Origin of the sequence: Stenotrophomonas sp. CCNWLW57 (assembly GCF_037203925.1) — a bacterium.
Lineage (GTDB): Bacteria > Pseudomonadota > Gammaproteobacteria > Xanthomonadales > Xanthomonadaceae > Stenotrophomonas > Stenotrophomonas rhizophila_A.
In genome coordinates this window covers 69,887-95,344 of record NZ_JBBCBJ010000002.1, presented here as the reverse complement: position 1 = coordinate 95,344, position 25,458 = coordinate 69,887, and the positions used below count along the sequence as shown (strand labels likewise).

Here is a 25,458-nt window from a genome sequence, read left to right as displayed (position 1 = left end):
AGCCACCAGAACGACAAAAGCCGCGATTGCTCGCGGCTTCTGCAGAAACTGGCGCCCGAAGTTGGACTCGAACCAACGACCCCCTGATTAACAGTCAAGTGCTCTAACCGGCTGAGCTATTCGGGCGGGGACGCGAATTCTAGACGTTCACTCGTGGCGTTGCAACCGCCGGCGGCCATTTACCAGCAATCCAGCGCACTGGTGTTGGCCGGGGTCTTCACCCCCGCCTGGTTCACCGAGATGGTGCCGCACGGGTCCTTTGCCTGGTCACCCTGCGGAACCGCCGTAATCGTAAACGCGTTGGCACTGGTCGAAGCATAGGTCACCTGGTACATCGGCTTGCTGCCATCGCGTGGCGAGGCGATGGTGGTGCCGCTGTTCTCCACGAACTTGAAGTTCGTATAGCTGTTGTTGAGCGTGTGCTGGCGCTCGGCGCGCTGTGCGTACTCCACCAGCTCCGCCTTGGCCGCGGCGCGCTTGGACTTGCGCACCTGGGCGGTATAGGAGGGATAGGCGATGGAGGCGAGCACGGCGATCACCGCGACGACGATCATCAGCTCGATGAGGGTGAAGCCCATCACCTCGCGTGGCCCACGCCCGTTCATGGAAGAAAGCTTGCTCACTTGATCTGTCTCCACGATTGACGACCACACGGATAAGGAATGTACAGCGTGTCGGTTCCGAACTGGATACCGCCCATACAGACGCTGGACGGAACGTTCGGCGGCGGGATTGCGCCTCCGCCTCCCCCAAGTGCAGGCGGCGACTGGCGCGGCAATGCAAACGCATTTGCGTTGGTGATGGGCGACCCAGTCTTGGACGTGCTCTTGAAGCCCGCGGTTCCAACGGCGAAGGCGGTGCCGGTCGGCGAACCCAAGGTCGCGCGGCCCAGCGCCCCTGCACCGGTCAGCGGCTGCAGCCCAAACAGCCAGTTCTCGCCGGGAACCGCGCAGCTGGTGCTGGCGTTGGTCGGGTCACGCGGAACGTACGTTGGCATGTAGACAATACCGTTGGACAGCGACGGATTGGCTACGAAGCGCTCGCGGTATGCCAGGTCGATGAACCAGCCGCGCGAGCCGGTCGGCGGCGTGCCTGCGGTCAGCGTTCGTTGCGAGCCCGAGAAGTTGGCTGTGTAGCCAGACAGGTTTTCTCGGGAAAGTCCGGTCCCGATCGGACCATTGACCGTATCGTTCACGGCATACAGCGTCTGCAGCGAGCTGTCCCTCGGATCGTCCTCGAACGAGAAGCTCCCCGTCCCGAAATACAGCATGACACCGCCGCTGTTACCGGCGCCGGCAGTAATTCCGCCGGTGATCGGCTGGCGTATCCGCACCCCGGATTCCGTGGAAGGCAGCGTGGTGAACAACGGCACGCTCAGATTGCCGGTGCTGCGCAGATCAAATTTCCACACGGCACCCTTCTGGTCCGTACCATACACCGTATCCGAGTAGCCGTCCCGGGTGCGCTTCTGCTGGTTGGTGTCGCCCCAGCGGTCAACCACCACGATACTGGCCAGCCCGTTGCTGCCAGAGGGCACGCCCGTCCCAGCTTCCACCGCCTCGATCATCCGCGCCTTGCCGTCCTCGATATTGACGACGAAGAGCACGGCCTTTCCGCTGGCACTGTTGAACCCGTTGCCGAAAATCGCCTTCCAGGTGGCCTGTCCACCCTCCAACACCGGAACGATCACCGGCTTGCCCAGCACGAACCCGATATTGTCGCGGACGTCCTTGGGCAGCGTTGTATCCAGGTCGCTGATTTCCCAGCGCTTGCTGTTGGCATCGAACGCAGTACCGTGGGTGACATCGAGACCGAACACGCTGCGCCCGCCTGCGCCCGACGCCCCCACCAGCGTGGTATGCCAAGCGGAGTTGTAATACGTATCTCCCACGGCGATTTGACCGTCAACATAGTACTTGTGCTTGAACTTCTGCCCCACCTTCGAGGTGGCATCGTAGGGCACGAGCAGGTTGGCCATATGCCCGAGCGAAGTGCTCGGAATATAGGCAAACGCTTCGGTTCCGCCTCCGGCGACGACGCTGCCGTCCCCCTTCATGCCACCATTGAAAGCGTGCAGCATGCCGTCATTGGCACCTGCGTACACCATGTACTGGGCCTTCGCGCTCTTGTCGTCCAGGAAGTTCTGGTACGAGGTTTCGAGGGTGCCGCCGAAGCGGCGATAACCAAAGTCGTCGATGGGCGAGGTAATCACGGGGGTGGAGTTGATGATGTCGCCAAGCCGCGTCGTACGGTCGCGCAGGCGACCCCCATTGCGCTTTTCGCCTGAGGTATCGCCGCGCAGGTAGGCCACCGCGCCGGCGTCAGTTACGCTGGTGCGGGCCACGACGTCGTCGCAGACCAACATACCGGGATTCTGGGCGGTCTTGCTGCACAGATCCGCGAGCGTGACGGTTGCGGTAGAGAAATCATGCGTCTGGCCGCTGCGCGTAAAGAAGATCCGCCGCGACGCAGCTGACGGCAGCCTTGCGCTTGCCTCCCAGAAATCGGACTGCACCAACGCACGCGTGGTGGGGTCGACCGACAGCCGCACGGCGGTCAGCGTGCTGGACCAGTCCGTCCCTTCATTCTTGATGTCATAAGACGATCCGGCAGTAATCGAGCCAACCCCGATGCGCGCACCGCTCGCACCCGTGCCGCTGGCCGGCGCGCCGCCGGAACCCACTGCCTGCAGCACGCGGGCCATGGCTGCGGTGATGTCCACCGGGGTGCGGGCGTTGATGTACTCGCCACGGGTATTCACGGCAGCGTGCCAGATATCGTCAACCGTGCTGCGCTCGTCGTCCTCGCGAGGCGGCCAGTTACCGTAGATCGATGCGTCCTTGTAAGGATCCTGCTTGAGGTTGGAATTGAACAGATTACCGCGCGCGCCCAGCGTCACACCATAGAAATTCAGGTGAAGATTGGTCTGGCAATCCAGGCTCTTGTCACCATTTCCGCACGCCTCTGGTACCGGCACCATCCCGGACGGCAGGTCCGGCCGCAATGGCGGCTGGGCGCCATTGTTGTTGTAGAAGCGGGTCACGATGTCCGCCATGGTGTTGGAGTACGAGTCACTGAACGGCGTGCCCATGTTCTGGTCGTTGTTGCCAACGGTGGGACCACCGCCGTTGCTGAAACCGTCGGTGAACAGCATCACCGCGTTCTTCTGGCAGGAGTTGGTGATGGGTGCGCCGTCGTCGGTGCGGGTAAACTGCAGGGCCGCCGCGTTTACCGCCTGGCGATTCGGCGTGCCACCGCTTGCCGTCAGCGAGAGCATGTCCGCGTACAGGGCCGCCTTCTCGTCAGCGTTTCCCATGGAACGCATGGCCAAGCGCTTGTTGGTGGCGGTTCCACTGTCGTAACTGCCGTTCTGGTTGATGCGGAAATAGCCCACCTTCAGCTCTTCCACGCCTTTCATCGAGCGTGTCATGCCCGCGATCATCGCGCGGTTGCGGTTGCCGTAGTAGGTAAACCAGTTCGCGAAATTCCGCGACGCCGCAGTATCGCCGGCCAGCGTGTATTTCCACATCGTGCAATTGGTGCCGCAAGCATTGAATACCTTTTCGCGGGTGGCCCCTGCGTACGCATCAACGACGCCGGGCAGCTGCGGGCGGGGCTCGCCATCTGCCGTAAAGGGTACGAAGAACGTGGCGGGCACGTACTCGATGGCGATATTCGCCTCACCCCTGTTCGATGGCCAGGTGTAATCCGTGTTGTACTGGTAATTGGTGTTGTTGTATCGGAACCGCGTGTTTGCAGGAATCACCATGCCCGTCTGCATGCGGAAACTGTCGTTGGCGGCCGTGCTGTAATAGTTGGCAACCAGATTCACGGTAGCGGTGCCGCCATTGGGCTGGGGATTGATCAGCGCCGCCGTGGGGGAACTCGGGAGGTAATCCTCCAGGCCCGACTTCGCCCAGGGCTCGTACGTTACCGTCGGGTCGTAGTAGCTGGGGTTATAGGCAGCAGACCGGGCAAAACCGAGCGAATTGATCGGCGGAATGCCATAGTAGTTATTGATGCGCGGACCCGGCACGACGAAAAAGTAATCGCAGTTGCCGGACGTGTACAACTGCCCGTTGGCGTCGAAGAAGCTCTGGCGGGTGGTATTCCAGCACCCCTCGCCATCGCGGCCCGGGAACTGGGTCTGGAAGTTCATGGAGCCGGAGTCGTCCACTGCCATGATGAACGACGCCGGTGCCGACGTCTTGCTGGCCAGTGGCTCCTGCGCCAGGACCCCTTTGCCCTGTGCCGCGATCAGCGAGTAGCCGACGATTGCCAGGCCGATTGCTGCTACCGTCGAACCGGCAGCCGTCCACTTGAATCTGCGCGAAGCCATGACCGCGTCCTCAGAGCTTGAAAATGGTATCGATCACCGTCCACGACGACGGGTTCGCCGTGTTGTCAGTGGAGTACGCGGTGATCTGGAACGATGCGGAATCGTCATCGTTGGGCTGTCCTTCGTCCAGCGGATTGCCGCCGGGTCCGCCGCATTTGTCGATGCGCCGGACATTGACAGCGGGCAACGCGGGGACCGGCTTCTGGCGGGCCCACGCGACCGGGTCAAACCCGTCCTCACAATTTATCGAAATCGACGTCGCGCTGATCAGGCTTCCGTCCGGCAGCGCCGTGCGGTCCGTGATGGCTTCTGCCGCGCGCTCAGTGTTGCGCAACACCCCCTCCGTCGCCTGGAACGAGCGACTGGAAGCACGATAGTTCGATGCCATTTTTTCCTGCATGCCGGCCACCTGCATGCCGGCCACGCCGATCAGGGCAAGCAGCAGCAGCATGATCAGCGCGACGTACAGCACCGCGCCACGTTGACTGCGTGGGATGGGACGAGGAAAGTGCGATGGACGATTCATGATCAGTTCCCGAACAGGCGGTTGCGCAGGGCAATGCTGACTTCATAGGCAGTGCGATATCGGCCATCGGTCGCGGCGGACTGGTCATAGGTCATGCCGAGCACGCCCAGACGGGCCGCCGCATCGGTCGGCCGGGAGTTGGCGTTGCTATCGATACGATTGGCGCTCCGCGCAACCAGGCCGACCTGGACCATGCCAACGCGACGCCATTGCCCGGCGCCGGTGGCGTTGGCATCCGTGGTGACCCCCGAGGCCACGTTCTGCACAGCCATATTGCCGACCGGTGGTGTTGCCGCAGCGATAACTGGCGTCGCATCCAACCCATACATCAGCTGCAGGTTTTCGATACCTTCCACCAGCTCTTCGTTGATCGCATACACACCCGCCGAGTTCGCGCGTGCGCGACGCAGACCAGGGCCGTTCGCACCCTCGCCTATGTAGTACACCATTGATTCCGCGCGATATACCACCGTCGGTTCCGGCTGCGGGGCATAACGGGTGAAGTCCACCGTGCCGCCGGTGATCTTCCCTGCGGTGATGCTGCCCGCAAAGACGTCGGCCGTCTCGCAGTTGGCGATGCCAAACAGTGTTGGTATCGCCACGCCGCTCTCGGTAAGGCGATTCAACGCGCCAGCGTCTACCGTCAACTCCTGACCGTTGATTCCGAGGACCGGCACGCCTTCCGGCGCCAGGAAGCGCAGCACCAGGACGTCGCTGCCGGCTACTGGCGCGGGGTTGAGACCGGTGATGGAGACTGGCATGCCGGCCGGAATCGCGCCTGCCCCTACCGACAGCGTGTTGGTGGGGCCGGTGTTGCCGGCTTCATAACCCTGGATTGCCACGCTGAAATCCAGCGGACTGCCACTTCCCGTACCGGCAGCAAGGTTGTTCTTCAGTGCCGATGTCCCTTTGATGAAGTGCGCCTGGTCGTTGACGCAGCCCGTGTGGCCCGCCATGCGGATGTCGCGCTCAAGATAATCCAACGCGAACCGGCCGTTCTCCTGGGCGCGGGCCACGCCCTCGGACAGCCGTGACGCCGCATGGGAAGCAATGAATATCTGGGTAATCCCCAACATCAGGATCAAGCCGATCACCAGGGAGATCATCAGCTCGACCAGGGACAGACCAGTCTGGCGGGTACGGAACATGTGCGGCCCTTTCATAGCTGGGTCTGGATGGCGAAGGTGGTGGCGGCGTCCGGTGCGGTTCTGCTCCAACGCTCGTCCGCCCAGCTGATCGAGATGTTGGCGACACCGTTGTTCACGGTGACCGTGGCCGATGCGTTGTCGCCTAGCGCCTTCACCACCTGGCACTGCCAGCGCGTGATGTTCTGTTCGAGGGTCACAGCGCCGATGTCGCGTGCGCAGACGCCGGCCGCAGTCTTGCTGCCGGAGGCGAAGCTGGCATTGGCGTACCAGGCCGACTGGAACCGATTGCTCCGCATCTGCTCGGAGAGGTCATACGCGAGGTTGGTGGCCTGGGTGCGGTAATTCGCACTCTGCACGTAGCGTACGCTCATGGTCTGCAGCAGTGCGAACCCAAGCAGGCCGAAGGCGAGAACCACTACCGCCACCAGTACTTCCAACAGGCTGAAGCCGCGCTGGTGGCCGCGCGGTCGGTAGGGTTTTCGGATCACTGGCATGCTCCCTTGACGGCGGTGACCTGGCCAGAGGCATTGATGGTCAGCGTGCTCTGCAGCGGCTGGTTACCGCAGTTGGTTGGACGCAGCTTCACCGTCTGATCGGCCCCGGCACGACGACGGCCGCGCGCGTCAAATGCAATCGGCGCCGGCGGACCAGTCACGGTCAAGGCACTATTGAACGCCGTATACCGCAAGACCGTTTCGCTGCTGCTGAAAGCGCCGTCACCATCGCTGTCGCTGAACACCATCATCCCGGCCCCCCACTGACCATTGCAGGTCGTGCCATTGCTGCTGCCGCACACCACCCCGCCCTGGTTGTTGCGGATCGCGTCGTTGCGCGCGAGGTTGACCATCCCGATGAGCTCGTTGTGGGCGGTCGCTACCCGGCTGGAGCGGATCAGGCTCTGGAAACTAGGAAACGCGATAGCGGCCACCACTCCGATCACCACCAGAGTGATCATCAGTTCGACCAGCGTGAAGCCCTTGGACAGGCGTGCAGACATGGGACGCTCCCCAGCGTGATGACACGAACAATGGACGCCCTGCCGCCCAGCGGCAAGCGACAGCAGGACGAACGGTCGCCCGGAGGCGACGGGCGTCAAACCGTTGACACCCGTACGGTTGGGCGGGGGTGGCGCGGGCTCCCGACCCGGCCACCCCGCTTTCTCAGGCCAGCACCCGATAGCAGGGCTGGTACTCGCCCGAGATCTTCATCCGGCGCTGTTCGACGAAGGCACGCAGGAGTTCATCCAGGGCCTGCATCATGTCGGCGTCGCCGTGGATCTCGAACGGACCGAACTGCTCGATACGGCGCATGCCGTCCTCCTTCACGTTGCCGGCGACGATGCCGGAGAAGGCGCGACGCAGGTCGGCCGCCAGTGCATGCGGCGGGCGCCCGTGGTGCAGGTGCAGCGCGGCCATCGCTTCATGGGTCGGCACGAACGGCTGCTGGTATTCCCACGGGATCTCGATGGACCAGTTGAAGAAGAACGAATCCTTCTGCACCAGGCGGTGCTCGCGCACGCGCTTGATGCCGGCCGACATCTGCCGCGCCACCGCGACCGGGTCGCCGATGATGATCTGGTAACGCTCGGCCGCGGCATCGCCCAGGGTCAGGCGGATGAAGCGGTCGATCTGCTCGAAGTACGGCGCGGCCACGGTCGGGCCGGTCAGGATCAGCGGGAACGGCAGGTCCTTGTTTTCTTCGCGCAGCAGGATGCCGAGCAGGTACAGGATCTCCTCGGCGGTACCCACGCCGCCGGCGAACACGATGATGCCGTGGCCGATGCGCACGAACGCTTCGAGACGCTTCTCGATGTCCGGCATGATCACCAGATGGTTCACGATCGGGTTCGGCGATTCGGCGGCGATGATGCCCGGCTCGGTCAGGCCGATGTAGCGCGTGGTGTGCTTGCGCTGCTTGGCATGGGCAATGGTGGCGCCCTTCATCGGGCCCTTCATCGCGCCCGGGCCGCAGCCGGTGCAGATGTCCAGGCCGCGCAGGCCCAGCTCGTAGCCGACCTGCTTGGTGTACAGGTACTCATCGCGGCCGATCGAATGGCCGCCCCAGCACACCACCAGGTTCGGGTCGCCCGGGTTGAGGATGCGCGCGTTGCGCAGCAGCCCGAACACCGCGTTGGTGATGCCTTCCGACGACTCCAGCTCGGCCGCGTAGGCCGGGCCCATTTCGATGGCCATGTAGGCCAGGTCGCGCACGACCGCGAACAGCAGTTCGGCCACGCCGCGGATGATCTCGCCGTCCACGAACGCCATGGCCGGTGCATTGACCAGATCGATGCGCACGCCACGGTCCTGCTGGGCGACCTGGATGTCGAAATCGGGGTACAGATCGCGCGCCGCGCGCGGATCGTCCGATGCACTGCCACTGGTCAGCACGGCCAGCGCGCAGCGGCGCAGCAGCTCATGCATGCCGCCGCCGGAGGCATCGCGCAGGCGCGCCACTTCCGCGCGCGACAGCACATCCAGCCCACCGCGCGGGTAGATCCGCGCGTCCTGCACCGGCAGCGTGCGCGCCGGCTTTTCCGTGATCGTCATTTCCATTCTTTTCGCTTCCTCAAGGTTGCCGACTGTACCGCTGCCCCCTTAAAAAGCAAAACGGCCGGGAAACCCGACCGTTGGATGCGTTTCGACCCCGGCGACGCCTCGGGGGCTGCCGTACGTGCGCGATTTTCGCGCAACCGGACGAGCATACGCTCATCCGCCAACGCAGACAAGCGCCCTCGCCTTCTTCGATACCACACACAGCAGAACGGCCGGGTTTCCCCGGCCGTTCTGTTTACCTTGCCACTAGCTCAGTTCATCAGAACTGGTAGCGGAAGCCCAGCTGCACCGACCACTGCGACACGCCGACGTCGAAGCCGTCCGCGTCATTGTTGGCCACCGCCGGCTCGTCCGCGCCGCGGAAGTTGTACACGTACTTGCCGTCCTTGATGCCCTGCAGGGTGGCCACACGCGCATCGGCGAAGAAGCCGTAGTCGTAGATGTTGCCCCAGTCCTTGTTGATCATGTTGCCGATGTTCTGGACGTCCAGCCAGATCTCCGACTTGTGACCCTTCATGAAGCCCGGCAGTTCCTGGCTGATGCGCAGGTCGAAGGTGTTGATCCAGCCGGTACGGAACTGATTGGCCGGGGCCGCCTGGCCGGCGTACTTGGCCAGCTGCGGATTGTTCTTCAGCCACTCGAAGAACGAGGCCTCCATGGCCGGATCGGCGGTGAACTGGCCACTCTGGGTCAGGTTGCCGAACAGCACGTCGCCCGGGCCGGTCGGCACGTAGAACAGGTCGTTCGCGGTGCGGCTGTCGCCGTTGGCGTCGTTCACGTAGACGTAGCTGTACGGACGGCCGCTGCGACCTTCGTAGACCAGGCCGACGCGGGTTTCGTAGTCGCCGAAGAACTTGTGCTTCCAGTTCAGCGCACCCGACAGGCGGTCGCGGATCTGGTAGCGCGAGGTGTTCTCGATCTCGTCATTGGCGTTGAAGGCGTACTGGTAGCCCCAACCCGAGCTGGCGGTGGAGCTGGTCAGCGTGCCGACTTCGGTGGCATCGGTGTAGGTGTAGCCCAGGTTCCAGGACCAGTCGCTGGCGGCATCCCACGGCTTGGCCAACGAGACGGTGAACTGCGAGGTGCGGCCCTTGTCGGTGTTGGCGATTTCGTACACCGCGTCGTAGGCCTGGTTGCGGCCTGCGCGTGCGTTGCCGGTGGCCCAGGCATTGCCGGTGCTGCCGCGGGAGTAATACATGTCACGGCCGTCCGGACCCTGATACTGCACCGGACCCAGGTTCAGGTTCTTGTAGTACAGGGCATCCTTGACCTTGGTGACCAGCAGCTCGGCCGAGGCCACGATGCCGTACCACGGGGTTTCGTGGTCGAAGGCCAGGTTGGCCTTGTACACCGACGGCATGTTGAAGTCGCTGCCGACGAAGTTGACGTTCTGGCGGTTCGAGCCCGGCGTGGTCGGGACCGGCTGGCTGTCCTTGCTCGGGTTGAACGGCAGCGCCGGGTTGTAGCCACTGGTGTAGGCGTAGACCGAATTATTGAAGCCGGTCGCCGAGTAGCTGTTGCTCAGCCACACCTGCGGGGCGTCACCCTGGAACAGGCCCACGCCGCCGCGCAGCTGGGTCTGGCGATCGGTGTCGAAGGTGTAGTTGAAGCCGACGCGCGGCTGGATCAGGAACTTGTTGCTCAGCACTTCGCTGTTGTCCAGGCCGAAGAACTGCGACGCTGCGGCGTTGTAAGCCGGGGCCGGGCTGGTGTCGGCGCGGTCGGCACGCACGCCCATGGTCAGGGTCAGGTTGTTGTTGACGTACCAGGTGTCCTGCACGAACAGGGCCAGGTTGCTGAACTTGTAGTCCGCCGGAATCGAACCCGGGGTGCGTTCCGGATTGTAGTTGTAGCTGCTCCAGCGGCCGGCAGCGAAGTTGTCCAGGCCGTAGAAGGTGTACGCGCCCCACGAGTTGGCGCCGAAGTAGTTGTAGATGTCGTTGGTGTCGTACGACGCGCCGAACTTGACGTCGTGGTCACCCAGGGTCCAGGTAGCGGCGGCGTAGTAGTTCCACGCCTTGGTCTCCAGGATGTTGTCCTGCGAGTTGACTTCGGTACCGAGGTACAGCGAGTCGCCGGACGGCGAGGCTTCGTTGCCCTGGAAGAAGATGCGGATGCTCGGCGCGTCGGTCGAGACATTACGGATCGCCGAGTACTCGCGATACGAGGCCTTCAGCTCGGTCGAGAAGTTCGGGGACCAGTCGCTGAACAGCTGGGCGACGTAGCTCTCGTTGGTCTTGTCGTGCTGGTACCAGTACGAGCTCAGCGAGGCCGAGCTGGTGGTCATGCCGTTGATGCGCAGCTTGCTCTGGTCGATCTTGCTGTAACGGATGTTGGCACGGTGGTTGTCGCTGATGTTCCAGTCCAGCTTCAGCGCGTACTCTTCCATCTCCGTATCGCCATTGCTTTCCAGGCCACCGGCGGCAATGCCGTAGCCTTCAGCGATCTGCTGCGCACGGGTCACGTCGGCCAGGGTGAACTGCGGGTTGGCCTTGCCCAGCGCGGTGCCGCTCAGGTCGGCGCCCGGGGCGGCCTGCTTGAACTTTTCGTAGTTGGCGAAGAAGAACAGCTTGTCCTTCACGATCGGGCCGCCCACGGTCATGCCGTAGGTTTCTTCCTTGGTGAAGCCGTTGAACTTCTGGCCTTCCGGGTTGTCGCCGAACCAGTCGCCGTCACGGTAGGTGCCGTAGACCGAGCCGTGGAAATCGTTGGTACCGGACTTGGTCACCGCGTTGACGGTGGCACCGGCGGCGGCAGCGATGCTGACGTCGTAGTTGGACAGGTTGATGTCCAGTGCTTCGATGGCTTCCATCGCGACCGGCTGGCGACGGGTCGGCATGTTGTTGCCTTCCAGGCCGAAGGTGTCGCTGGCGGACACGCCGTCGATGTTGATCGAGTTGAAGCGCGGGTTCTGGCCACCGGCCGAGATCGAGCCCGAGGCGCGGTCGATGAAGGTCACGCGCGGGTCAAGACGCATCAGGTCCTGGATGTTGCCGCCGATCGACGGGGCCGTCTCGATCTGCTGCTGGCTGATGTTGGTGCCCGAGCCCATCTTGGTCGAGCTGAACACTTCCGAGCCACCGGCCACGGCCACGACCTGCACGGCGTCCAGGTTGGTCGCCGCAACGTCGCCGGTCAGGGCAGCGTTGACGGTACCGGTCTGGTTCACGCCCAGGTACACGCCTTCTTCGGTCTTGGTGCCTTCACCGGGCTTGTTGATGGTGATGGTGTACGGACCACCCACACGCAGGCCGCGCGCGTTGTATCGACCCGCCGCATCGGTCGTGGCGCGGCTGACCGTGCCCGACTCGGTGTGCGTGATGGTGACTTCGGCGCCAGCAACAGGCTGGCCAGCGGCAGACGTTACCTGGCCGCCGACACCGGCAGAGGTGCTCTGGGCGAAGGCGGGGGCGGCAGCAAGTACTGCCATGAGGCCAAGGGTGAGCTTGGACATCCGGAGACAGCGTGGGTCGATCATTGGGAGTAGCCTCGATGCGAGTTGGCGATGGCGGAAAAAAAGCGCGCCCAAGCAGCCATTCAGCGGCTGTCTGGACTTTTATCTGGGTTCCCTTGCCGCAGGCTGGTTTCAGCCGCAACGGTTAACACTAGATTAACACGATAAGCCCGCTATATGACCGTTTGGCGACAAAACACACGCCATCACAACGCGATCGTGACGCGTCCTTCACGTTTGGCTGAACAGGGTGCTCCGCCGTGGTTCCTTCGCGTTCAGGTTCGAGGGCGCGGATTCTCGCGTAACCGCTTCCAGGGAAGGGTAAGTCGCGGCTGTTTCCAGCCGGTTACGACAGGTCCAGCACCGTGCCGCGGTGGGCGATGCCCTGGGCCGAGAGCAGTTCGACGGCCGCCGCAGCGCAGGCCACCGGGTCGCGGGCCATGCCGTCTTCGTCGATCGAGTAGGCGCGGGCGCGCAGCGCGGTGCGCATCGGGCCGGGCTGCAGGCCGCTGACCCGCACCGGGCTGTTGGCCAGCTCGTCGTGCAGCGCGGTGATCAGGCCGCGCAGGCCATGCTGGGCCGCTCCATAGCCGCCCCAGAAGGCCCGCCCTACCCGCGCGGGATCATCCACGGTGAACACCAGCGCGGCATCGTCGCGCTGGCGCAGCAGCGGCAGGCAGGCCTGGGCCAGCCAGGCCGGTCCGGTCAGGTTGACGTGCACCGCCCGCGCGAACGCGGCCGGGTCGGCGTGTTCGAACGGGGTGAGGCCGGCAAAGTCGGCGGCACAGTACAGCACGCCATCAAGCCGGCCGAGCTCGGACTGCAACCGCTCGGCCAGGGTGGCGTAGTCGTCCGGGGTGGCCCCTTCCAGGTCCAGCGGGTACAGCAGCGGCTCGGGGCCGACCGCTTCCACCGCCGTGTAGACCCGGTCCAGCCGGCGCGGCTTGCGCCCCAGCAGGACCACGGTGGCACCCGCGGCGGCGCAGGCAATGGCGGCGGCACTGCCCAGACCCCCACCCGCACCGGCCACCAGGATGACGCGATCGGCAAGCGATGCGGTCCCGACCGCAACGGACGGGACCGCACTCACGGCTGAGATGCCTCTTCGACGATCCGCTTGAGTTCGCCGGATTCGAACAGCTCCTGGATGATGTCGCAGCCGCCGATCAGCTCGCCATTGATGAACAGCTGCGGGAACGTCGGCAGGTTGGAGAAGCGCGCCAGGTTGGCCCGGACCTCGGGCAGTTCCAGCACGTTGACGGTGCGCAGCGACACGGCACCGGCGGCCATCAGGGCCTGCACGGCGCGGCTGGAGAAGCCGCACATGGGGTACTGCGGGGTGCCCTTCATGAACAACACGAGGGGGTACTTGTCCACTTCGGCCTGGATCTCTTGCATTACCGCCACCACGACTCTCCCTGCGCCACGGGACACCCGACCTCGCCGGTCGGATAGACTTCCCAGACGGTCATTGTAATCCTACTGGCCCTGCCTCCGGCGCCCCGTCTCCAGCCTGCAGCGACCCATGCCCCTCGAACTCCCCCGCCTGCCCTATGACCGCACCGCCCTGCAGCCGCATCTGTCGGCTACCACCCTGGACCTGCACCATGGCCAGCATCACCGGGGTTACGTGGATGCGGTAAATGCACGCATCGAGGGCACCGAGCTGGCCGAGCTGCCGCTGGAAGAGATCGTGCGGCAGAGCCAGGGCAGCCTGTTCGACGCGGCCGCCCAGGCCTGGAACCACGCGTTCTATTGGCAGTGCCTGCACCCGCGCGGCGGTGGCGAACCGCAGGGGCGGCTGGGCGAACTGATCAGCCGCCATTTCGGCGACGCGAAGCGGTTGCGCGAGGAATTCGACCGGGTCGCGCTGGGCGTGTTCGGCGCCGGCTGGGTGTGGCTGGTGCAGCACCCCAATGGTGCGCTGGCGATCCAGGCCACCCGTAACGCCGGCACCCCGCTGACCGGCCAGAGCACCCCGCTGCTGGCCTGCGATGTGTGGGAACACGCGTATTACACCGACTACCAGAACGAACGCGGCCGATACCTGGACGCGTTCTGGAAAATCGTCAACTGGGATTTCGTGGCCACGCAGTTGCGCGATTGAAGCGCGGTCACGACCGTTGGTCGTGACCGCGCTTCATCAATCGCGCAGGGCGGCGACGGCAGGGGCCACCTGATCCGGACGACCCAGCTGCTGCCCCACGTCTTCAAGGGCAGCCGCCAACGCTCCGGCCTCATCCTCGCGCAGCGTGGCATGCCCGACCTTGCGGCCGTCGCGCGGCTCCTTCCCGTAGTCGTGCCAGTGCCCGCCAGGCTGTGCCAGCACGGCATCCGCATCGGGCATTTCACCCAGCCAGTTGAGCATGCAGGCATGGCCCAGCATGCGGGTGTCACCCAGCGGCAACCCCACCACGGCACGCAGGTGGTTCTCGAACTGCGAGGTTTCGCTGCCTTCGATGGTCCAGTGCCCGGAGTTGTGCACGCGCGGCGCCATTTCGTTGGCCAGCAGCTCCTCGCCCCGGCAGAACAGCTCCAGCGCGAACACGCCCACGTAATCCAGCCGTTCGGCCAGCGTCCGCGCATAGCCGATGGCGGCGTCGTGCTGTGCGGGTGTCAGTTGCGCCGGGGCCAGGCTGGCCGACAGCACGCCTTCCACATGCCAGTTGCCGGTGACCGGCCAGGCGCGGAACTCGCCGTCCTGGCCGCGCACGGCGACCACGCTGACTTCGCGCTCGAAGGCGACGAAGCCCTCCAGGATCAGGCCGGTGCGGGCCACCTGGCCGCCCAACGCATCCCACGCCGCATCGATGTCGGCCGCACTGCGCAGGCGGAACTGGCCCTTGCCGTCGTAACCGAAGCGACGGGTCTTGAGGATGCACGGCAGGCCGAACTCGGCCACCCGGGTGGCCAGTTCGTCGCGGCTGCCGATGTCGGCGAACGCCGGCAGCGGAATGCCGAGCTGGCGGAAAAGGGTCTTTTCGCTCAGGCGGTCCTGGGCGACGGCCAGCGCGTCCGGATTCGGATACACCGGCACTCGTCCGGCCAGGAACTGCGCGCTGCGGGCGGGCACGTTCTCGAAGTCGAAGGTCACCACGTCCACCCGTTCGGCGAACGCGGCCAGGGCGGCCTCGTCCTCGAACGCGGCCACCTGCAGCGGCGCCAGCTGCCCGCCACAGGCGTCCGCGGCCGGGTCGAACAGTTCAAAGCGCAGCCCCATCGGCGCGCCGGCCAGGACCATCATGCGGGCGAGCTGGCCGCCGCCCAAGATGCCAACGGTCACCGTGGTCATTGACGCGGATCGTCGTGGGCCATGACGTCTTCGGTCTGGCGGGAACGGAAACCCTCCAGCGCCTGGCCGATGGCCGGCTGCTCCGGCGCCAGCATGGCGGCGGCAAACAGCGCGGCGTTGGAGGCGCCGGCATTGCCGATGGCGAAGGTGGCCACCGGGATGCCGGCCGGCATCTGCACGATCGACAGCAGCGAATCCATGCCGTTCAGGGCCTTGGACTGCACCGGCACGCCCAGCACCGGCACCGCGGTCTTGGCCGCGATCATGCCCGGCAGGTGCGCGGCGCCGCCGGCACCGGCAATGATGGCGCGCAGCCCGCGCGGGCCCGCCTGCTCGGCGTAGGTGAACAGCACGTCGGGCGTACGGTGCGCCGACACGACTTTCACTTCGTAGGGAACACCGAGCGCGTCCAGCTTCTGCGCCGCGTGCTGCATGGTCTCCCAGTCGGAGCGGGAACCCATGACGATGCCGACGAGCGGCGCGGATTGGTTGGGGGTCATTGGCCGTCACCTGCCTTAAAGACGTATTCTAGCCGCCTTCCACGCAAGACGAAGAACCCATGGATCGCAAAGTCATCGACCTCCTGTGCGCGCCCCGCACCGCCCAGCGCCTGTCCCTGCTGGATTCCAAGGGCCTGGACGCGCTCAACCGGGCCATTGGCGCCGGCACGGTGACCAACCTCGAGGGCACCCCGCTGGTCCAACCCGTGCGCGAAGCGCTGCTGACCCAGGACCGCAAGCAGATATTCCGCGTCAACGATGGCATTCCCGTGCTGCTGCCGGAAGAAGCCATCGAGACCGCCCAGATTGCCGATTTTCCCAAGTAATGAGCCTGAGCGTGCTGACGCCTCCTGACCCCGGCCAGGTGCAGGCCGATGTCGCCCGCGCCCTGGCCGAGGACATCGGCCCGGGAGATGTGACTGCCGCCCTGCTCCCGGACCGCCCCGACAGCGCCTACCTGCTATGCAAGCAGGATGCGGTGATCGCCGGCCGGCCGTGGTTCGATGCAACCCACCAGGCCTTGGACCCGCAGGTCCGGATCGAGTGGCGGGTGGCCGAAGGCGATGCGGTGCCCGCCGGCACCGTGCTGGCGATCCTGCACGGGCGCAACCGCAGTCTGGTCAGCGCCGAACGCACCTCGTTGAATTTCCTGCAGACGCTGTCGGGCACCGCCACCACCACCGCACGCTACGTAGCGGCGGTGACCGGGACCGGCACGCGCATCCTGGACACCCGCAAGACCCTGCCCGGCCTGCGCGCGGCGCAGAAGTACGCGGTGCGCTGCGGTGGCGGCGACAACCATCGCCAGGGCCTGTACGACACGGTGATGCTCAAGGAAAACCACATCCGCGCCGCCGGTTCGCTGACCGCTGCGGTCAACGCCGCACGGGCGCAGTGGCCACAGCTGCCGCTGGTGGTGGAAGTGGAAGACCTTTCGCAGCTGCGCGAAGCGCTGGCGGTGGGGTGCGACCGCATCCTGATCGATGACTTCGACGCGGCCACCCGCCGTGACGCGGTGCGGATCGCCGCCGGACGCATCCCGCTGGAGGTTTCCGGCAGCGTGGACCTGGCCGGGCTGCGCGCAATTGCCGAGGACGGCGTCGATTGCATCTCGATTGGCGGGCTGACCAAGCATGTGCAGGCGATTGATCTGTCGTTGAAGCTGGGCGATCCGCCCTGATCGGGTACCGACCAACGGTCGGTACCTACCGGGGCATTCGTACCGACCAACGGTGGGTACCTGCCGGCGACACCGGTGACGCAGCGCTGCCTTCACGGGCTTCCCCTGCCGGCTCTGCGACGCTTCCCGTGCCCCCACCCGGAGAGCGCGGATGCGCCCGCTGCCCCTGCTTGCCTGCCTGACTCCCCTGTTCCTGCTGCTTCCCGGCGCTGCCGCCGCTGCCGAGGTCTGCGACATCCCGCCGCGCTATGGTCTGAGCCCGCTGGCGGCGAGCATCGTGCGGACCGCCTGCAACGAGCACCGACTGTGGTACCGGCCCTTCATCGATGGTGAAGGCCGTGCGCGCAACCTTGGCGTCAGCGAGGCCGAACGGGAATACCTGGCCGACGACGGCATGCCCGCGTGGCAGCGCGTGGTCGGCTACTGGCGCGACAGCGGCACGCTGGGGCCGATGGGCAGCCAGCCTGGCGCCACCAGCTGCATGGAGCCGTTCGGTTCGCGCTACACCGACAGCGACTGTCGTGCGTTCCTGATCGACAACCCGTGGTCGGCCGCCTTCATCTCCTGGGTGATGAGCCGCGCCGGAGTGCCCGGCTTCACCCGCTCGCCGCGCCACATCGACTACATCCGCGCCGCTTACCAGAACACCGGCCCGTACCGGATGGCGGATCCAGCGCAGGAAAAGCCCGCGCCCGGCGACCTGTTGTGTTACCTGCGTGGCCGCAACGAATCATTGAGTTACGCCGGGCTGGTGCAACAGCTCAGCGGCGGCACGGTGGCGAACTGGAAATCCCACTGCGAGGTGGTGATCGCAGCGAACATGGGCGGCGACCACACGCTGTACCTGATCGGCGGCAATGTGATGAACACGGTGGCAATGCGCAAGCTGTCGCTGGATCGCAGCGGCCGCATCCAGCTGCCCCCGGCCCCCTCCAGCGATCCCTACGACATGGGCTGTACCCCCGGACGCGAAGACGAGTGCAACTTCAACCGGCAGGACTGGGCGGCGCTGCTCAAGCTGGGGGCGACCTCGCCGATGGGGTCGACGCCCAGCTACCCGCCATCGCCATCGCCTGCGCCGGCCAGCGGCCCGCTGCCGGCACCAACCCAGCCTGGCGTGCCAGCCACGACGCCTCCGCCAAAGCCCACCTTCCCGCGCGTCGTGCCGCCGCGGCCGACACAGCCCCCGCCGCAATCGCCTGCCCCGCAACAGCAGCAGCCGCAGCCGCAGCCGCAGCCGCAGAAGCAGGATGGGTCGCCGGCTTGATCCGGCGCCGGTTCGTCGCCATCTTGGTCGTTCCTGACCCCGATTCCGCACCGAGCCGCCGATGCCCAGTCTTATCCTGTTGATGATTGCCGGCGCGTTCGCCTACGCCTTCTGGAACTCCTCGCGCGCCGCGGCCGAACGCGCCATCGAACTGGGCCGCAACGCCTGCCGCGCCGCCGACGTGCAGTGGCTGGACCAAGCCGTGCATGCCAGTGGCATCCGCGTCTGCCGCAAGGACAACGGCTGGCTGGGCTGGGAGCGCACCTACCGCTTCGAGTACTCACACGACGGCATCGACCGCCATACCGGGCGGATGGTGCTGCGCGGCGATGAACTGGTGGCCTTCGTCGGGCCCTCGGCCGCGCGCATCAGCGAAATCCGGCGCAGCGTGGACACCACCGGCGCCGAGGACGTGTAGAAACGAAATCGCCGCCCGAGGGCGGCGATTTCTTACTTGACCACCCGAAGGTGCGGGCGACCGCTCGGCTTGGGCGGGGTGTCATCCGGGGTCGGCGTGTCATCCGGCGGCAGGGTATCGTCCGGGCTCGGCTCGTGGCCGGGAATATCGTCCGGCAGTGCCATGCCCTGCCCGGTTTCACGGGCATAGACGGCCAGCACGGCCGAGATCGGCACCTGCACCGGGTAGCTGGTGCCCGAGAAGCGGGCCGAGAAGCTTACGCTCTCGTTGTCGATGTGCAGCCGCACCACCGCGCGCTCGGCGATGTTGAGGACCACGCGACCGTCCTTCACCGCGCTCTGCGGCACCTGTACGCCAGGCATGCCAGCGTCGACCAGGATATGCGGGGTCAGGTCGTTGTCGTTGATCCATTCCACCAGCGCCCGCAACAGGTAGGGGCGATGGCTGGTCATGCGGAAAGTGTCTTCAGTCATTGTGGGGTGCCGCGGAAATGTGACAAGTGTACGCGCCCACCCGTGCAGCGGTCAGCATGCACGTCCCCCGGCGTAAAGCGCCGATGCAGCGAACCGCCGATCAGACCGGCAGGTCGCGCAGCTTCTTTTCCTGGTCGGTCAGGCTGCGGATGAAGCCCGGGTGGCGGAAAATGCGGTTGCCGTAATCCTCGATGGACTTGCCATCCTTGGGCAACGGCACGTCCAGCGACTGCAGGCGCCAGATGATCGGCGCCATGGCGCAATCGGCCAAGCTCATTTCCGGGTTGAGGAAGAACTTGCTGGCCTTGAACAACGGCACCGCACTGGTCAGCAGTTCCTTCAACCGCTTGCGCCCGGCCTCGGCCTGGGTCTTGTTGCCGAGCTGGATCGCCTGCACCTGCGGTACCCAGTCGTGTTCGATGCGCAGCATCGCCAGCCGGATCCGCGCACGCGAGAGCGGGTCCACCGGCATCAGCGGCGGGTGCGGGTAGCGTTCGTCCAGGTATTCGCTGACCACCGAGGCCGCGTACAGCACCAGCTCGCGCTCTACGAGCGTGGGCACCGAGTGGTACGGATTGAGGTCGATCAGATCCTCGGGCGGGTTCTGCGGGTCGACGGGCACGAAATCGTAGGTAACGCCTTTGGCAGCCAGCACCAGGCGCACGCGATGGCACAGCACGTCGTCGTTCGAGGAAAACAGCGTCAGGGTGTTCCGCATGCGTACGCTCGCCGCCATCAAAGGCTCTCCAGCGATCGGTATCCGCCGGTCGCATCGGCGCTGCCGGCCCATTGCCGACAGTCGTCACAGTACCCGAGTGTGCAACTGCCCATCACAAAAGCCAATAGGCCGATCGACTTACGCCGTATCGATCAATGCACGTCCTTCCAGTACTCCTTCTTCAGCAGGTAGGCCAGGAAGGTGAGCAGTGCCAGGAACAGGATCACCCACACGCCCAGCTTCTGCCGCTTCAGCGCCGCGGGTTCACCCGCGTACTCCAGGAAGTTGGTGATGTCCCGCACCGCCTGGTCGTACTGCCCCGGGTCGACGTTACCGGGCTGTGCCAGCGTGAGCCCGGTCACCGGCGCGTCGGCACCCGGCGCCTCCGGCTTGCCGTGCACGGCGTGTTGCAGGCCCTGCATTTCCCACAGCGGGTTGGGCATGGAGGCGTTGGGGAACAGCGCGTTGTTCCAGCCCAGCGGGCGGCTGGGGTCCAGGTAGAACGACTTCAGGTAGGTATAGACCCAGTCGCTGCCACGCACCCGTGAGATCAGGCTGAGGTCCGGCGGCATTTTGCCGAACCACTTCTCGGCTTCCGCCTTGGGCATCGTCACCGGCACCGGTTCGCCGATCGGCACGCCGGTGAAGTTGAGGTTGTTCATGACCTCTTCTTCGCTCAGCCCCAGGTCCTGCGCCATCCGCGAATAGCGCAGGTATTTGAGCGCATGGCAGCCGGAGCAGTAGTTCATGTACAGCTGCGCGCCGCGCTGCAGCGACGCACGGTCGCCCAGGTCGTTGCCAGCCTGCAGGGTCTTGCCGCCTTCGGCGGCGCCGGCGACGGTGCTGGCCAGCATCAGGGCGGCCGCGCAGGCCAGCCGGACAATCCAGTGGTCAGTCATGCGTGGTCACCCGGTCCGGTACCGGCAAGGTCCTGTCCAGCTTGGTCCATAGCGGCATGGTGATGAAGAAGGCGAAGTAGAGGAAGGTCAGCACGCGGCCGACATAGGTTTCATGCGCATCGGTACCGGGCCCGGAACCGATCACGCCCAGCCAGATGAAGCACACCGCGAATACGCCCAGCAGCGCGCGCGACAGCCAGCCGCGATAGCGGTAGGACTTCACCCGCGCCTTGTCCAGCCACGGCACCAGGAACAGGATGGCGATGGCCGAGAACATCACGATCACGCCGCCGAGCTTGTTGGGCACCACGCGCAACATCGCGTAGTACGGCGTGTAGTACCACACTGGTTTGATGTGCTCGGGCGTGACCAGGCGGTTGGCCTCGGTGAAGTTGTCGTGCTCCAGGAACAGGCCGCCAAAGCCGGGCGCGAAGAAGATGATGAAGGCCGCGATGATCAGCAGGAAGCCGGCGCCGACCCCGTCCTTGAGCGTGTAGTACGGGTGGAACGGAATGCCGTCGGTGGGCGCGGTGGCCGACCAGCGGTTGCCCTTGGGTCCCTTCTTGATCTCCACGCCATCGGGGTTGTTCGACCCCACTTCGTGCAGCGCGCCCAGGTGCAGCACCACCAGCAACAGCAGCACCAGCGGCAGGGCGATCACGTGCAGGGCGAAGAAGCGGTTGAGGGTGGCATCGCTGGGCAGGTAATCGCCCATGATCCACTCGGTCAGCCCGTTGCCGATCACCGGAATGGCGCCGAACAGCGAGATGATCACCTTGGCGCCCCAGAACGACATCTGCCCCCACGGCAGCACGTAGCCCATGAAGGCTTCGGCCATCAGCACCAGATAGATCAGCATGCCCAGGATCCACACCAGCTCGCGCGGCTTCTGGTAACTGCCGTACATCAGGCCGCGGAACATGTGCAGGTAGACCACGATGAAGAACAGCGAGGCCCCGGTGGAGTGCATGTAGCGGATCAGCCAGCCCCACTCCACGTCACGCATGATGTATTCAACGGAGTTGAACGCTTCCAGCGCACTGGTCTTGTAGTGCATCGTGAGGAAGATGCCGGTCACGATCTGGTTGACCAGGATCAGCAGCGCCAGCGAACCGAAGTAGTACCAGATATTGAAGTTCTTCGGCGCGTAGTACTCGCTGACATGCTTGCGGTACACCGGCATCAGCCCGGGCGCGCGCGCGTTGACCCAGTCGGCGACGCCGGTGGCGGTACGGGAAAGGATGTTGGCCATGATCAGGCTGCCCCCTGCGGATCGACGCCGATGATGATGGTGCTGTCGTCCTGGTAATGGTGCGGCGGCACCAGCAGGTTGATCGGCGCCGGGACGCCATCGAAGACGCGACCGGACATGTCGAACCGGGATTTGTGGCAGGGGCAGAAGTAGCCGCCCTTCCATTCCGGATCGAACGGCTCGGGACGGATCTCGGCAACCATTTCCGGCGAACAGCCCAGGTGGGTGCACAGCCCGACCAGCACCGAGACCTCGGCCTTGATCGCGCGGAATTCGGGGTTCTGCTTGAGCACGTAGTCCGGCTGCTGGTCCTTGTTCTCCGACGCAGGATCCTTCAGCCGCCCATCCAGCCCGTGCAGGGCGTCAAGGATGGCCTTGGACCGTTTGACGATCCAGATCGGCTGTCCACGCCACTCCATGACCAGTCGCTGGCCTTCCTGCAGGGCGCTGATGTCGGCAAGCACAGGGGCACCGGCCAGTTTGGCGCGGGCGCTGGGATTCCAGGACTTGATGAACGGAACTGCGGCGAAACCGACGCCGACTGCTCCCACCACTGCGGTGGTTGCGGAAAGAAATCGTCGACGTCCAGTGTTGACTGGATCGTTTACCCCATCGTTGGCCATCCGGCACTCCGATATTGATTTAGGTAGCTTGAGGCTGCCAGTAGACCGGTGGGGGCCAGTCCACAATGAATCCTGATCGACTATAGCGGAACCTGACTCGGCGACACAATGGTGGTCGTACCACGAGGCCCGGCCAACGGCCGGCGCTGCCGGGGCATCGTCCACATCTGTAGCGCCAGGCGTTGGCCGGCCTTCGCGATGCGGTCGAATGCGATGAAGGGTTACTGCGTGGAGGCGGTGGCGCCGCGGTAGCGGTCGGCGAGCAGGGCGACGCGCTTCACGTAGTACTGCGTCTCGCTGTAAGGCGGCACGCCACCATGACGATCCACCGCGCCCTCGCCTGCGTTGTACCCTGCAGCGGCAAGGGTCAGGTTGCCGTTGAACCGCTTGAGCAGCCACGACAGATACTGCACGCCGCCGCGGATGTTCTGCGCCGCATCATAGGAATCGGTGACGCCGAAGCGGCGCGCGGTGGGCGGCATCAGCTGCATCAGGCCCTGTGCTCCGGCGCGGCTGAGCGCGGTCGGGTTGTAAGCCGATTCGGCGTGGATGATGGCGCGGACGACCGCCTCTTCCACCCCGAACTCGCGCGCGGCTGACGCGATCTCTGCCTGGAAGGCGGTGGTGTTGAGGCGGACCGAACCGAAGTTCACGCCCGGACTGGCACCGCAGGCATAACAGCGCTCGATGAAGCTGTAATGGATGGTGCGGACCTGGCCCAGGCTGGCCATCTGCGCGGGCCGGCGGCTGGTGTAATGCCGCACGCCATCCTTCATATACGAGTAGACCTGCCCGTTGACCACGCGCTGCGCCTTGCCGGTGCGGGCCGCCGGCGCCGGCGCGGCAGTAAGCACGGTGGCGGCCTGGGCGGGTGCCGGGGTCGGGGCCAGCGCGGTGCCGGACGCGGCACCGTCCTGGACCGGCGCAGCGGTTGCCACGACCGCAGGGGCGGGCACAGGGGCTGGAGACGGTGGCGGAACGTAACGGCGCGGGGCGCTGCGGTCGGGACGGTAGTTGCTGACCACGCTGCAGCTGGTGCCGGCAATGCGTTTGCTGACATAGCTGGGAATGCCGTCCGCGCCAACACACTTGTACAGGGTGCCCGCACTGGCCGGCACAGCGGTCAGCGCAGCCAAGGCCAGCGCAGCGATCCCCAAGATCCCCTTCATGGGGCGGAGTGTCCCCGTTTCGCGCGCCGTTGCCAAGCCCCGCAGCCACGCAGGGCGTGGCTCTACCGGGCGCCCGGGGTACAATGGACGGCTACCCGGCAGCCCTCCCCGGCTGCCTGCCCGCCCACCCGACTGGAATAAGCGCCATGACCGGGACGCCAGCTTCGACCCTGCCGACCTCGGCCGGCACCGCCGTGCCTGCCATCGATTCGCCCCGCCCCGACCTGCTGCCCCTGCCCGGTTCCCGGCCGCAGGTGACCGGCCCCGTGCGCGGCAAGCTGTACATCAAGACCCACGGTTGCCAGATGAACGAGTACGACTCGACCAAAATGGCCGACGTACTTGCCGCCGAAGAAGGCCTGGAGCTGACCGACGACCCGGCCGAAGCCGACGTGCTGCTGATGAACACCTGCTCGATCCGCGAGAAAGCGCAGGAGAAGGTGTTCAGCCAGCTGGGCTACTGGAAGGCGCTGAAGAACAACGGCCGAGGCGTCATCATCGGCGTGGGCGGTTGCGTGGCCTCCCAGGAAGGCGAAGCGATCATCAAACGCGCCCCGCATGTGGACCTGGTGTTCGGCCCGCAGACCCTGCACCGCCTGCCCGAGCTGATCCGCCAGCGGCGCGAATCGGGCAAATCGCAGGTGGACATCAGCTTCCCCGAGATCGAGAAGTTCGACCGCCTGCCGGAGCCGCGGGCCGAAGGCGGTTCGGCGTTCGTGTCGATCATGGAAGGCTGCTCCAAGTACTGTTCGTTCTGCGTGGTGCCCTACACCCGTGGCACCGAGGTCAGCCGCCCGTTCGAGGACGTGGTGGTGGAAGTGGCGCAGCTGGCCGCGCAGGGCGTGCGCGAGATCAACCTGCTGGGCCAGAACGTCAATGCCTACCGCGGTCCCTATGGGGACGGCGAGTTTGCCGACCTCGGCCTGCTGATCCGTACCATCGCCGAGATCGACGGGGTGGACCGCATCCGCTTCACCACCTCGCACCCGCTGGAGTTCAGCGATTCGCTGGTGGACGCTTACCGCGACGTGCCGCAGCTGGCCAATTTCCTGCACCTGCCGGTGCAGGCCGGCAGCGACCGCGTGCTGTCGGCGATGAAGCGCGGCTACACCGCGCTCGAATTCAAGGCCAAGATCCGCAAGCTGCGCGCAGTACGCCCGGACATTTCGATCAGCTCGGACTTCATCGTCGGCTTCCCTGGCGAGACGGACGCGGACTTCGAGAAGACCATGAAGCTGATCGAGGACGTAGGCTTCGACCACAGCTTCTCCTTCATCTATTCGCGCCGACCGGGTACGCCCGCGGCCGACCTCGAGGACACCATCAGCGATGCGGAGAAGCACGCGCGGCTGTCGCGCCTGCAGGCCCGGATCAACGAGCAGGCAGCCGCCATCTCCCATGCAATGGTCGGCACGGTGCAGACGGTGCTGGTGGAAGGTCCGTCGCGCCGCGATCCGAATGAGCTGACCGGCAAGACCGAGAACATGCGGTCGGTGAATTTCCCGGGGCAGGCGCGATTGGTCGGCCAGCTGGTCGATGTGGAGATCACCGAGGCATACAGCAATTCGCTGCGCGGACGGCTGGTCATCGCGTGAGGCCACGTACCGACCAACGGTCGGTACCTACCGGGTAGATGCCGACCGTT

24 protein-coding genes and 1 tRNA gene are annotated in these 25,458 nt (G+C 65.4%); 6 read left to right on the top strand and 19 right to left on the bottom strand.

The genetic code is table 11. The annotated features are described in order from the left end of the window. Positions 1–49 precede the first annotated feature (49 nt). From V9K91_RS05035 to grxD, 11 genes are all read right to left on the bottom strand, one after another. A tRNA-Asn gene (locus V9K91_RS05035) sits at positions 50–126 on the bottom strand. A 53-nt stretch (positions 127–179) separates the two neighbouring features. Next, entirely contained in the window at positions 180–605 is a 426-nt protein-coding gene (locus V9K91_RS05030; RefSeq protein WP_095364021.1) for a type IV pilin protein, read from the bottom strand. Positions 606–619: 14 nt separating this feature from the next. Next, a complete protein-coding gene (locus tag V9K91_RS05025) occupies positions 620–4,339 on the bottom strand; it encodes a PilC/PilY family type IV pilus protein (RefSeq protein WP_336443705.1) in 3,720 nt (1,239 codons plus the stop codon). 10 nt (positions 4,340–4,349) lie between these two features. Then, positions 4,350–4,865, bottom strand: a complete 516-nt coding sequence (locus V9K91_RS05020; RefSeq protein WP_068850725.1) for a PilX N-terminal domain-containing pilus assembly protein — start codon at positions 4,863–4,865, stop codon at positions 4,350–4,352. A 2-nt stretch (positions 4,866–4,867) separates the two neighbouring features. Beyond that, entirely contained in the window at positions 4,868–6,013 is a 1,146-nt protein-coding gene (locus V9K91_RS05015; RefSeq protein ID WP_095364020.1) for a PilW family protein, read from the bottom strand. A gap of 11 nt (positions 6,014–6,024) precedes the next feature. Beyond that, a complete protein-coding gene (pilV, locus tag V9K91_RS05010; protein ID WP_237334331.1) occupies positions 6,025–6,501 on the bottom strand; it encodes a type IV pilus modification protein PilV in 477 nt (158 codons plus the stop codon). Further along, on the bottom strand, positions 6,498–7,010 hold the full coding sequence (locus V9K91_RS05005) for a GspH/FimT family pseudopilin (RefSeq protein WP_068850716.1): 513 nt from the start codon (positions 7,008–7,010) through the stop codon (positions 6,498–6,500). The genes pilV and V9K91_RS05005 overlap by 4 nt, the downstream gene beginning before the upstream one ends. Positions 7,011–7,173: 163 nt before the next feature. Next, entirely contained in the window at positions 7,174–8,562 is a 1,389-nt protein-coding gene (gene ppnN / locus V9K91_RS05000) for a nucleotide 5'-monophosphate nucleosidase PpnN (protein ID WP_336443704.1), read from the bottom strand. Between the two features lie 265 nt (positions 8,563–8,827). Beyond that, the gene (locus tag V9K91_RS04995; RefSeq protein ID WP_068850709.1) at positions 8,828–12,022 is read right to left on the bottom strand and encodes a carboxypeptidase regulatory-like domain-containing protein; all 3,195 of its coding nucleotides are present in this window, start codon (positions 12,020–12,022) and stop codon (positions 8,828–8,830) included. A 346-nt stretch (positions 12,023–12,368) separates the two neighbouring features. After that, on the bottom strand, positions 12,369–13,112 hold the full coding sequence (locus tag V9K91_RS04990; RefSeq protein WP_336443703.1) for an SDR family NAD(P)-dependent oxidoreductase: 744 nt from the start codon (positions 13,110–13,112) through the stop codon (positions 12,369–12,371). Next, complete coding sequence (gene grxD, locus V9K91_RS04985; RefSeq protein WP_068854623.1) at positions 13,109–13,429, bottom strand: Grx4 family monothiol glutaredoxin; 321 nt, start codon at positions 13,427–13,429, stop codon at positions 13,109–13,111. The genes V9K91_RS04990 and grxD overlap by 4 nt, the downstream gene beginning before the upstream one ends. 118 nt (positions 13,430–13,547) lie before the next feature. Here grxD and V9K91_RS04980 point away from each other — a divergent pair, with 118 nt between their 5' ends. Further along, positions 13,548–14,129 carry a Fe-Mn family superoxide dismutase gene (locus tag V9K91_RS04980; RefSeq protein ID WP_068850703.1) on the top strand — a complete coding sequence of 194 codons (582 nt, stop codon included), beginning with the start codon at positions 13,548–13,550 and terminating at the stop codon, positions 14,127–14,129. 36 nt (positions 14,130–14,165) lie between these two features. On the opposite strand, the gene V9K91_RS04975 is transcribed toward V9K91_RS04980, so the two are convergent. Next, entirely contained in the window at positions 14,166–15,314 is a 1,149-nt protein-coding gene (locus V9K91_RS04975) for a 5-(carboxyamino)imidazole ribonucleotide synthase (protein ID WP_249834036.1), read from the bottom strand. Beyond that, complete coding sequence (purE, locus tag V9K91_RS04970; RefSeq protein WP_068850697.1) at positions 15,311–15,814, bottom strand: 5-(carboxyamino)imidazole ribonucleotide mutase; 504 nt, start codon at positions 15,812–15,814, stop codon at positions 15,311–15,313. The genes V9K91_RS04975 and purE overlap by 4 nt, the downstream gene beginning before the upstream one ends. A gap of 59 nt (positions 15,815–15,873) precedes the next feature. Here purE and V9K91_RS04965 point away from each other — a divergent pair, with 59 nt between their 5' ends. The 4 genes from V9K91_RS04965 to V9K91_RS04950 all read left to right on the top strand — a co-directional run bounded on the left by V9K91_RS04965 (position 15,874) and on the right by V9K91_RS04950 (position 18,679). Further along, entirely contained in the window at positions 15,874–16,140 is a 267-nt protein-coding gene (locus tag V9K91_RS04965; RefSeq protein ID WP_068850694.1) for a hypothetical protein, read from the top strand. An 11-nt stretch (positions 16,141–16,151) separates the two neighbouring features. Next, positions 16,152–16,994, top strand: a complete 843-nt coding sequence (nadC, locus tag V9K91_RS04960; protein WP_249834035.1) for a carboxylating nicotinate-nucleotide diphosphorylase — start codon at positions 16,152–16,154, stop codon at positions 16,992–16,994. 151 nt (positions 16,995–17,145) lie between these two features. After that, positions 17,146–18,261: a DUF2272 domain-containing protein gene (locus V9K91_RS04955; RefSeq protein WP_249834034.1), complete on the top strand. Its 1,116-nt coding sequence runs from the start codon at positions 17,146–17,148 to the stop codon at positions 18,259–18,261. A 61-nt stretch (positions 18,262–18,322) separates the two neighbouring features. Next, positions 18,323–18,679, top strand: coding sequence for a DUF3301 domain-containing protein (locus V9K91_RS04950; protein ID WP_068850685.1), 357 nt, complete (start codon positions 18,323–18,325; stop codon positions 18,677–18,679). Positions 18,680–18,711: 32 nt separating this feature from the next. Here the strand turns inward: V9K91_RS04950 and V9K91_RS04945 are convergent, their stop codons facing one another. The 6 genes from V9K91_RS04945 to V9K91_RS04920 all read right to left on the bottom strand — a co-directional run bounded on the left by V9K91_RS04945 (position 18,712) and on the right by V9K91_RS04920 (position 23,813). Then, complete coding sequence (locus V9K91_RS04945) at positions 18,712–19,152, bottom strand: ClpXP protease specificity-enhancing factor (protein WP_093534021.1); 441 nt, start codon at positions 19,150–19,152, stop codon at positions 18,712–18,714. A gap of 100 nt (positions 19,153–19,252) precedes the next feature. Beyond that, positions 19,253–19,888: a glutathione S-transferase N-terminal domain-containing protein gene (locus V9K91_RS04940; protein ID WP_068850679.1), complete on the bottom strand. Its 636-nt coding sequence runs from the start codon at positions 19,886–19,888 to the stop codon at positions 19,253–19,255. A 134-nt stretch (positions 19,889–20,022) separates the two neighbouring features. Continuing rightward, positions 20,023–20,724 (bottom strand): cytochrome c1, encoded by a 702-nt coding sequence (locus tag V9K91_RS04935; protein WP_237334347.1) that lies wholly within the window; start codon positions 20,722–20,724, stop codon positions 20,023–20,025. A gap of 37 nt (positions 20,725–20,761) precedes the next feature. Continuing rightward, positions 20,762–22,021 carry a cytochrome bc complex cytochrome b subunit gene (locus V9K91_RS04930; protein ID WP_068850673.1) on the bottom strand — a complete coding sequence of 420 codons (1,260 nt, stop codon included), beginning with the start codon at positions 22,019–22,021 and terminating at the stop codon, positions 20,762–20,764. A gap of 2 nt (positions 22,022–22,023) precedes the next feature. Next, complete coding sequence (gene petA / locus V9K91_RS04925) at positions 22,024–22,644, bottom strand: ubiquinol-cytochrome c reductase iron-sulfur subunit (RefSeq protein ID WP_068850670.1); 621 nt, start codon at positions 22,642–22,644, stop codon at positions 22,024–22,026. Between the two features lie 221 nt (positions 22,645–22,865). After that, on the bottom strand, positions 22,866–23,813 hold the full coding sequence (locus V9K91_RS04920; RefSeq protein WP_095364012.1) for a lytic transglycosylase domain-containing protein: 948 nt from the start codon (positions 23,811–23,813) through the stop codon (positions 22,866–22,868). A gap of 146 nt (positions 23,814–23,959) precedes the next feature. Here V9K91_RS04920 and miaB point away from each other — a divergent pair, with 146 nt between their 5' ends. Next, positions 23,960–25,408: a tRNA (N6-isopentenyl adenosine(37)-C2)-methylthiotransferase MiaB gene (gene miaB, locus V9K91_RS04915; protein WP_336443702.1), complete on the top strand. Its 1,449-nt coding sequence runs from the start codon at positions 23,960–23,962 to the stop codon at positions 25,406–25,408. The last annotated feature ends 50 nt before the right edge of the window (positions 25,409–25,458 follow it).

Coding starts and splice junctions, on each gene's coding strand:
- V9K91_RS05030 (WP_095364021.1), bottom strand. CDS start 605: ATGAACGGGCGTGGGCCACGCGAGGTGATGGGCTTCACCCTCATCGAG.
- V9K91_RS05025 (WP_336443705.1), bottom strand. CDS start 4,339: ATGGCTTCGCGCAGATTCAAGTGGACGGCTGCCGGTTCGACGGTAGCA.
- V9K91_RS05020 (WP_068850725.1), bottom strand. CDS start 4,865: ATGAATCGTCCATCGCACTTTCCTCGTCCCATCCCACGCAGTCAACGT.
- V9K91_RS05015 (WP_095364020.1), bottom strand. CDS start 6,013: ATGTTCCGTACCCGCCAGACTGGTCTGTCCCTGGTCGAGCTGATGATC.
- V9K91_RS05005 (WP_068850716.1), bottom strand. CDS start 7,010: ATGTCTGCACGCCTGTCCAAGGGCTTCACGCTGGTCGAACTGATGATC.
- ppnN (WP_336443704.1), bottom strand. CDS start 8,562: ATGACGATCACGGAAAAGCCGGCGCGCACGCTGCCGGTGCAGGACGCG.
- V9K91_RS04995 (WP_068850709.1), bottom strand. CDS start 12,022: ATGTCCAAGCTCACCCTTGGCCTCATGGCAGTACTTGCTGCCGCCCCC.
- V9K91_RS04980 (WP_068850703.1), top strand. CDS start 13,548: ATGCCCCTCGAACTCCCCCGCCTGCCCTATGACCGCACCGCCCTGCAG.
- V9K91_RS04975 (WP_249834036.1), bottom strand. CDS start 15,314: ATGACCACGGTGACCGTTGGCATCTTGGGCGGCGGCCAGCTCGCCCGC.
- purE (WP_068850697.1), bottom strand. CDS start 15,814: ATGACCCCCAACCAATCCGCGCCGCTCGTCGGCATCGTCATGGGTTCC.
- V9K91_RS04965 (WP_068850694.1), top strand. CDS start 15,874: ATGGATCGCAAAGTCATCGACCTCCTGTGCGCGCCCCGCACCGCCCAG.
- V9K91_RS04955 (WP_249834034.1), top strand. CDS start 17,146: ATGCGCCCGCTGCCCCTGCTTGCCTGCCTGACTCCCCTGTTCCTGCTG.
- V9K91_RS04950 (WP_068850685.1), top strand. CDS start 18,323: ATGCCCAGTCTTATCCTGTTGATGATTGCCGGCGCGTTCGCCTACGCC.
- V9K91_RS04945 (WP_093534021.1), bottom strand. CDS start 19,152: ATGACTGAAGACACTTTCCGCATGACCAGCCATCGCCCCTACCTGTTG.
- V9K91_RS04940 (WP_068850679.1), bottom strand. CDS start 19,888: ATGGCGGCGAGCGTACGCATGCGGAACACCCTGACGCTGTTTTCCTCG.
- V9K91_RS04935 (WP_237334347.1), bottom strand. CDS start 20,724: ATGCTGGCCAGCACCGTCGCCGGCGCCGCCGAAGGCGGCAAGACCCTG.
- V9K91_RS04930 (WP_068850673.1), bottom strand. CDS start 22,021: ATGGCCAACATCCTTTCCCGTACCGCCACCGGCGTCGCCGACTGGGTC.
- petA (WP_068850670.1), bottom strand. CDS start 22,644: ATGGCCAACGATGGGGTAAACGATCCAGTCAACACTGGACGTCGACGA.
- V9K91_RS04920 (WP_095364012.1), bottom strand. CDS start 23,813: ATGAAGGGGATCTTGGGGATCGCTGCGCTGGCCTTGGCTGCGCTGACC.
- miaB (WP_336443702.1), top strand. CDS start 23,960: ATGACCGGGACGCCAGCTTCGACCCTGCCGACCTCGGCCGGCACCGCC.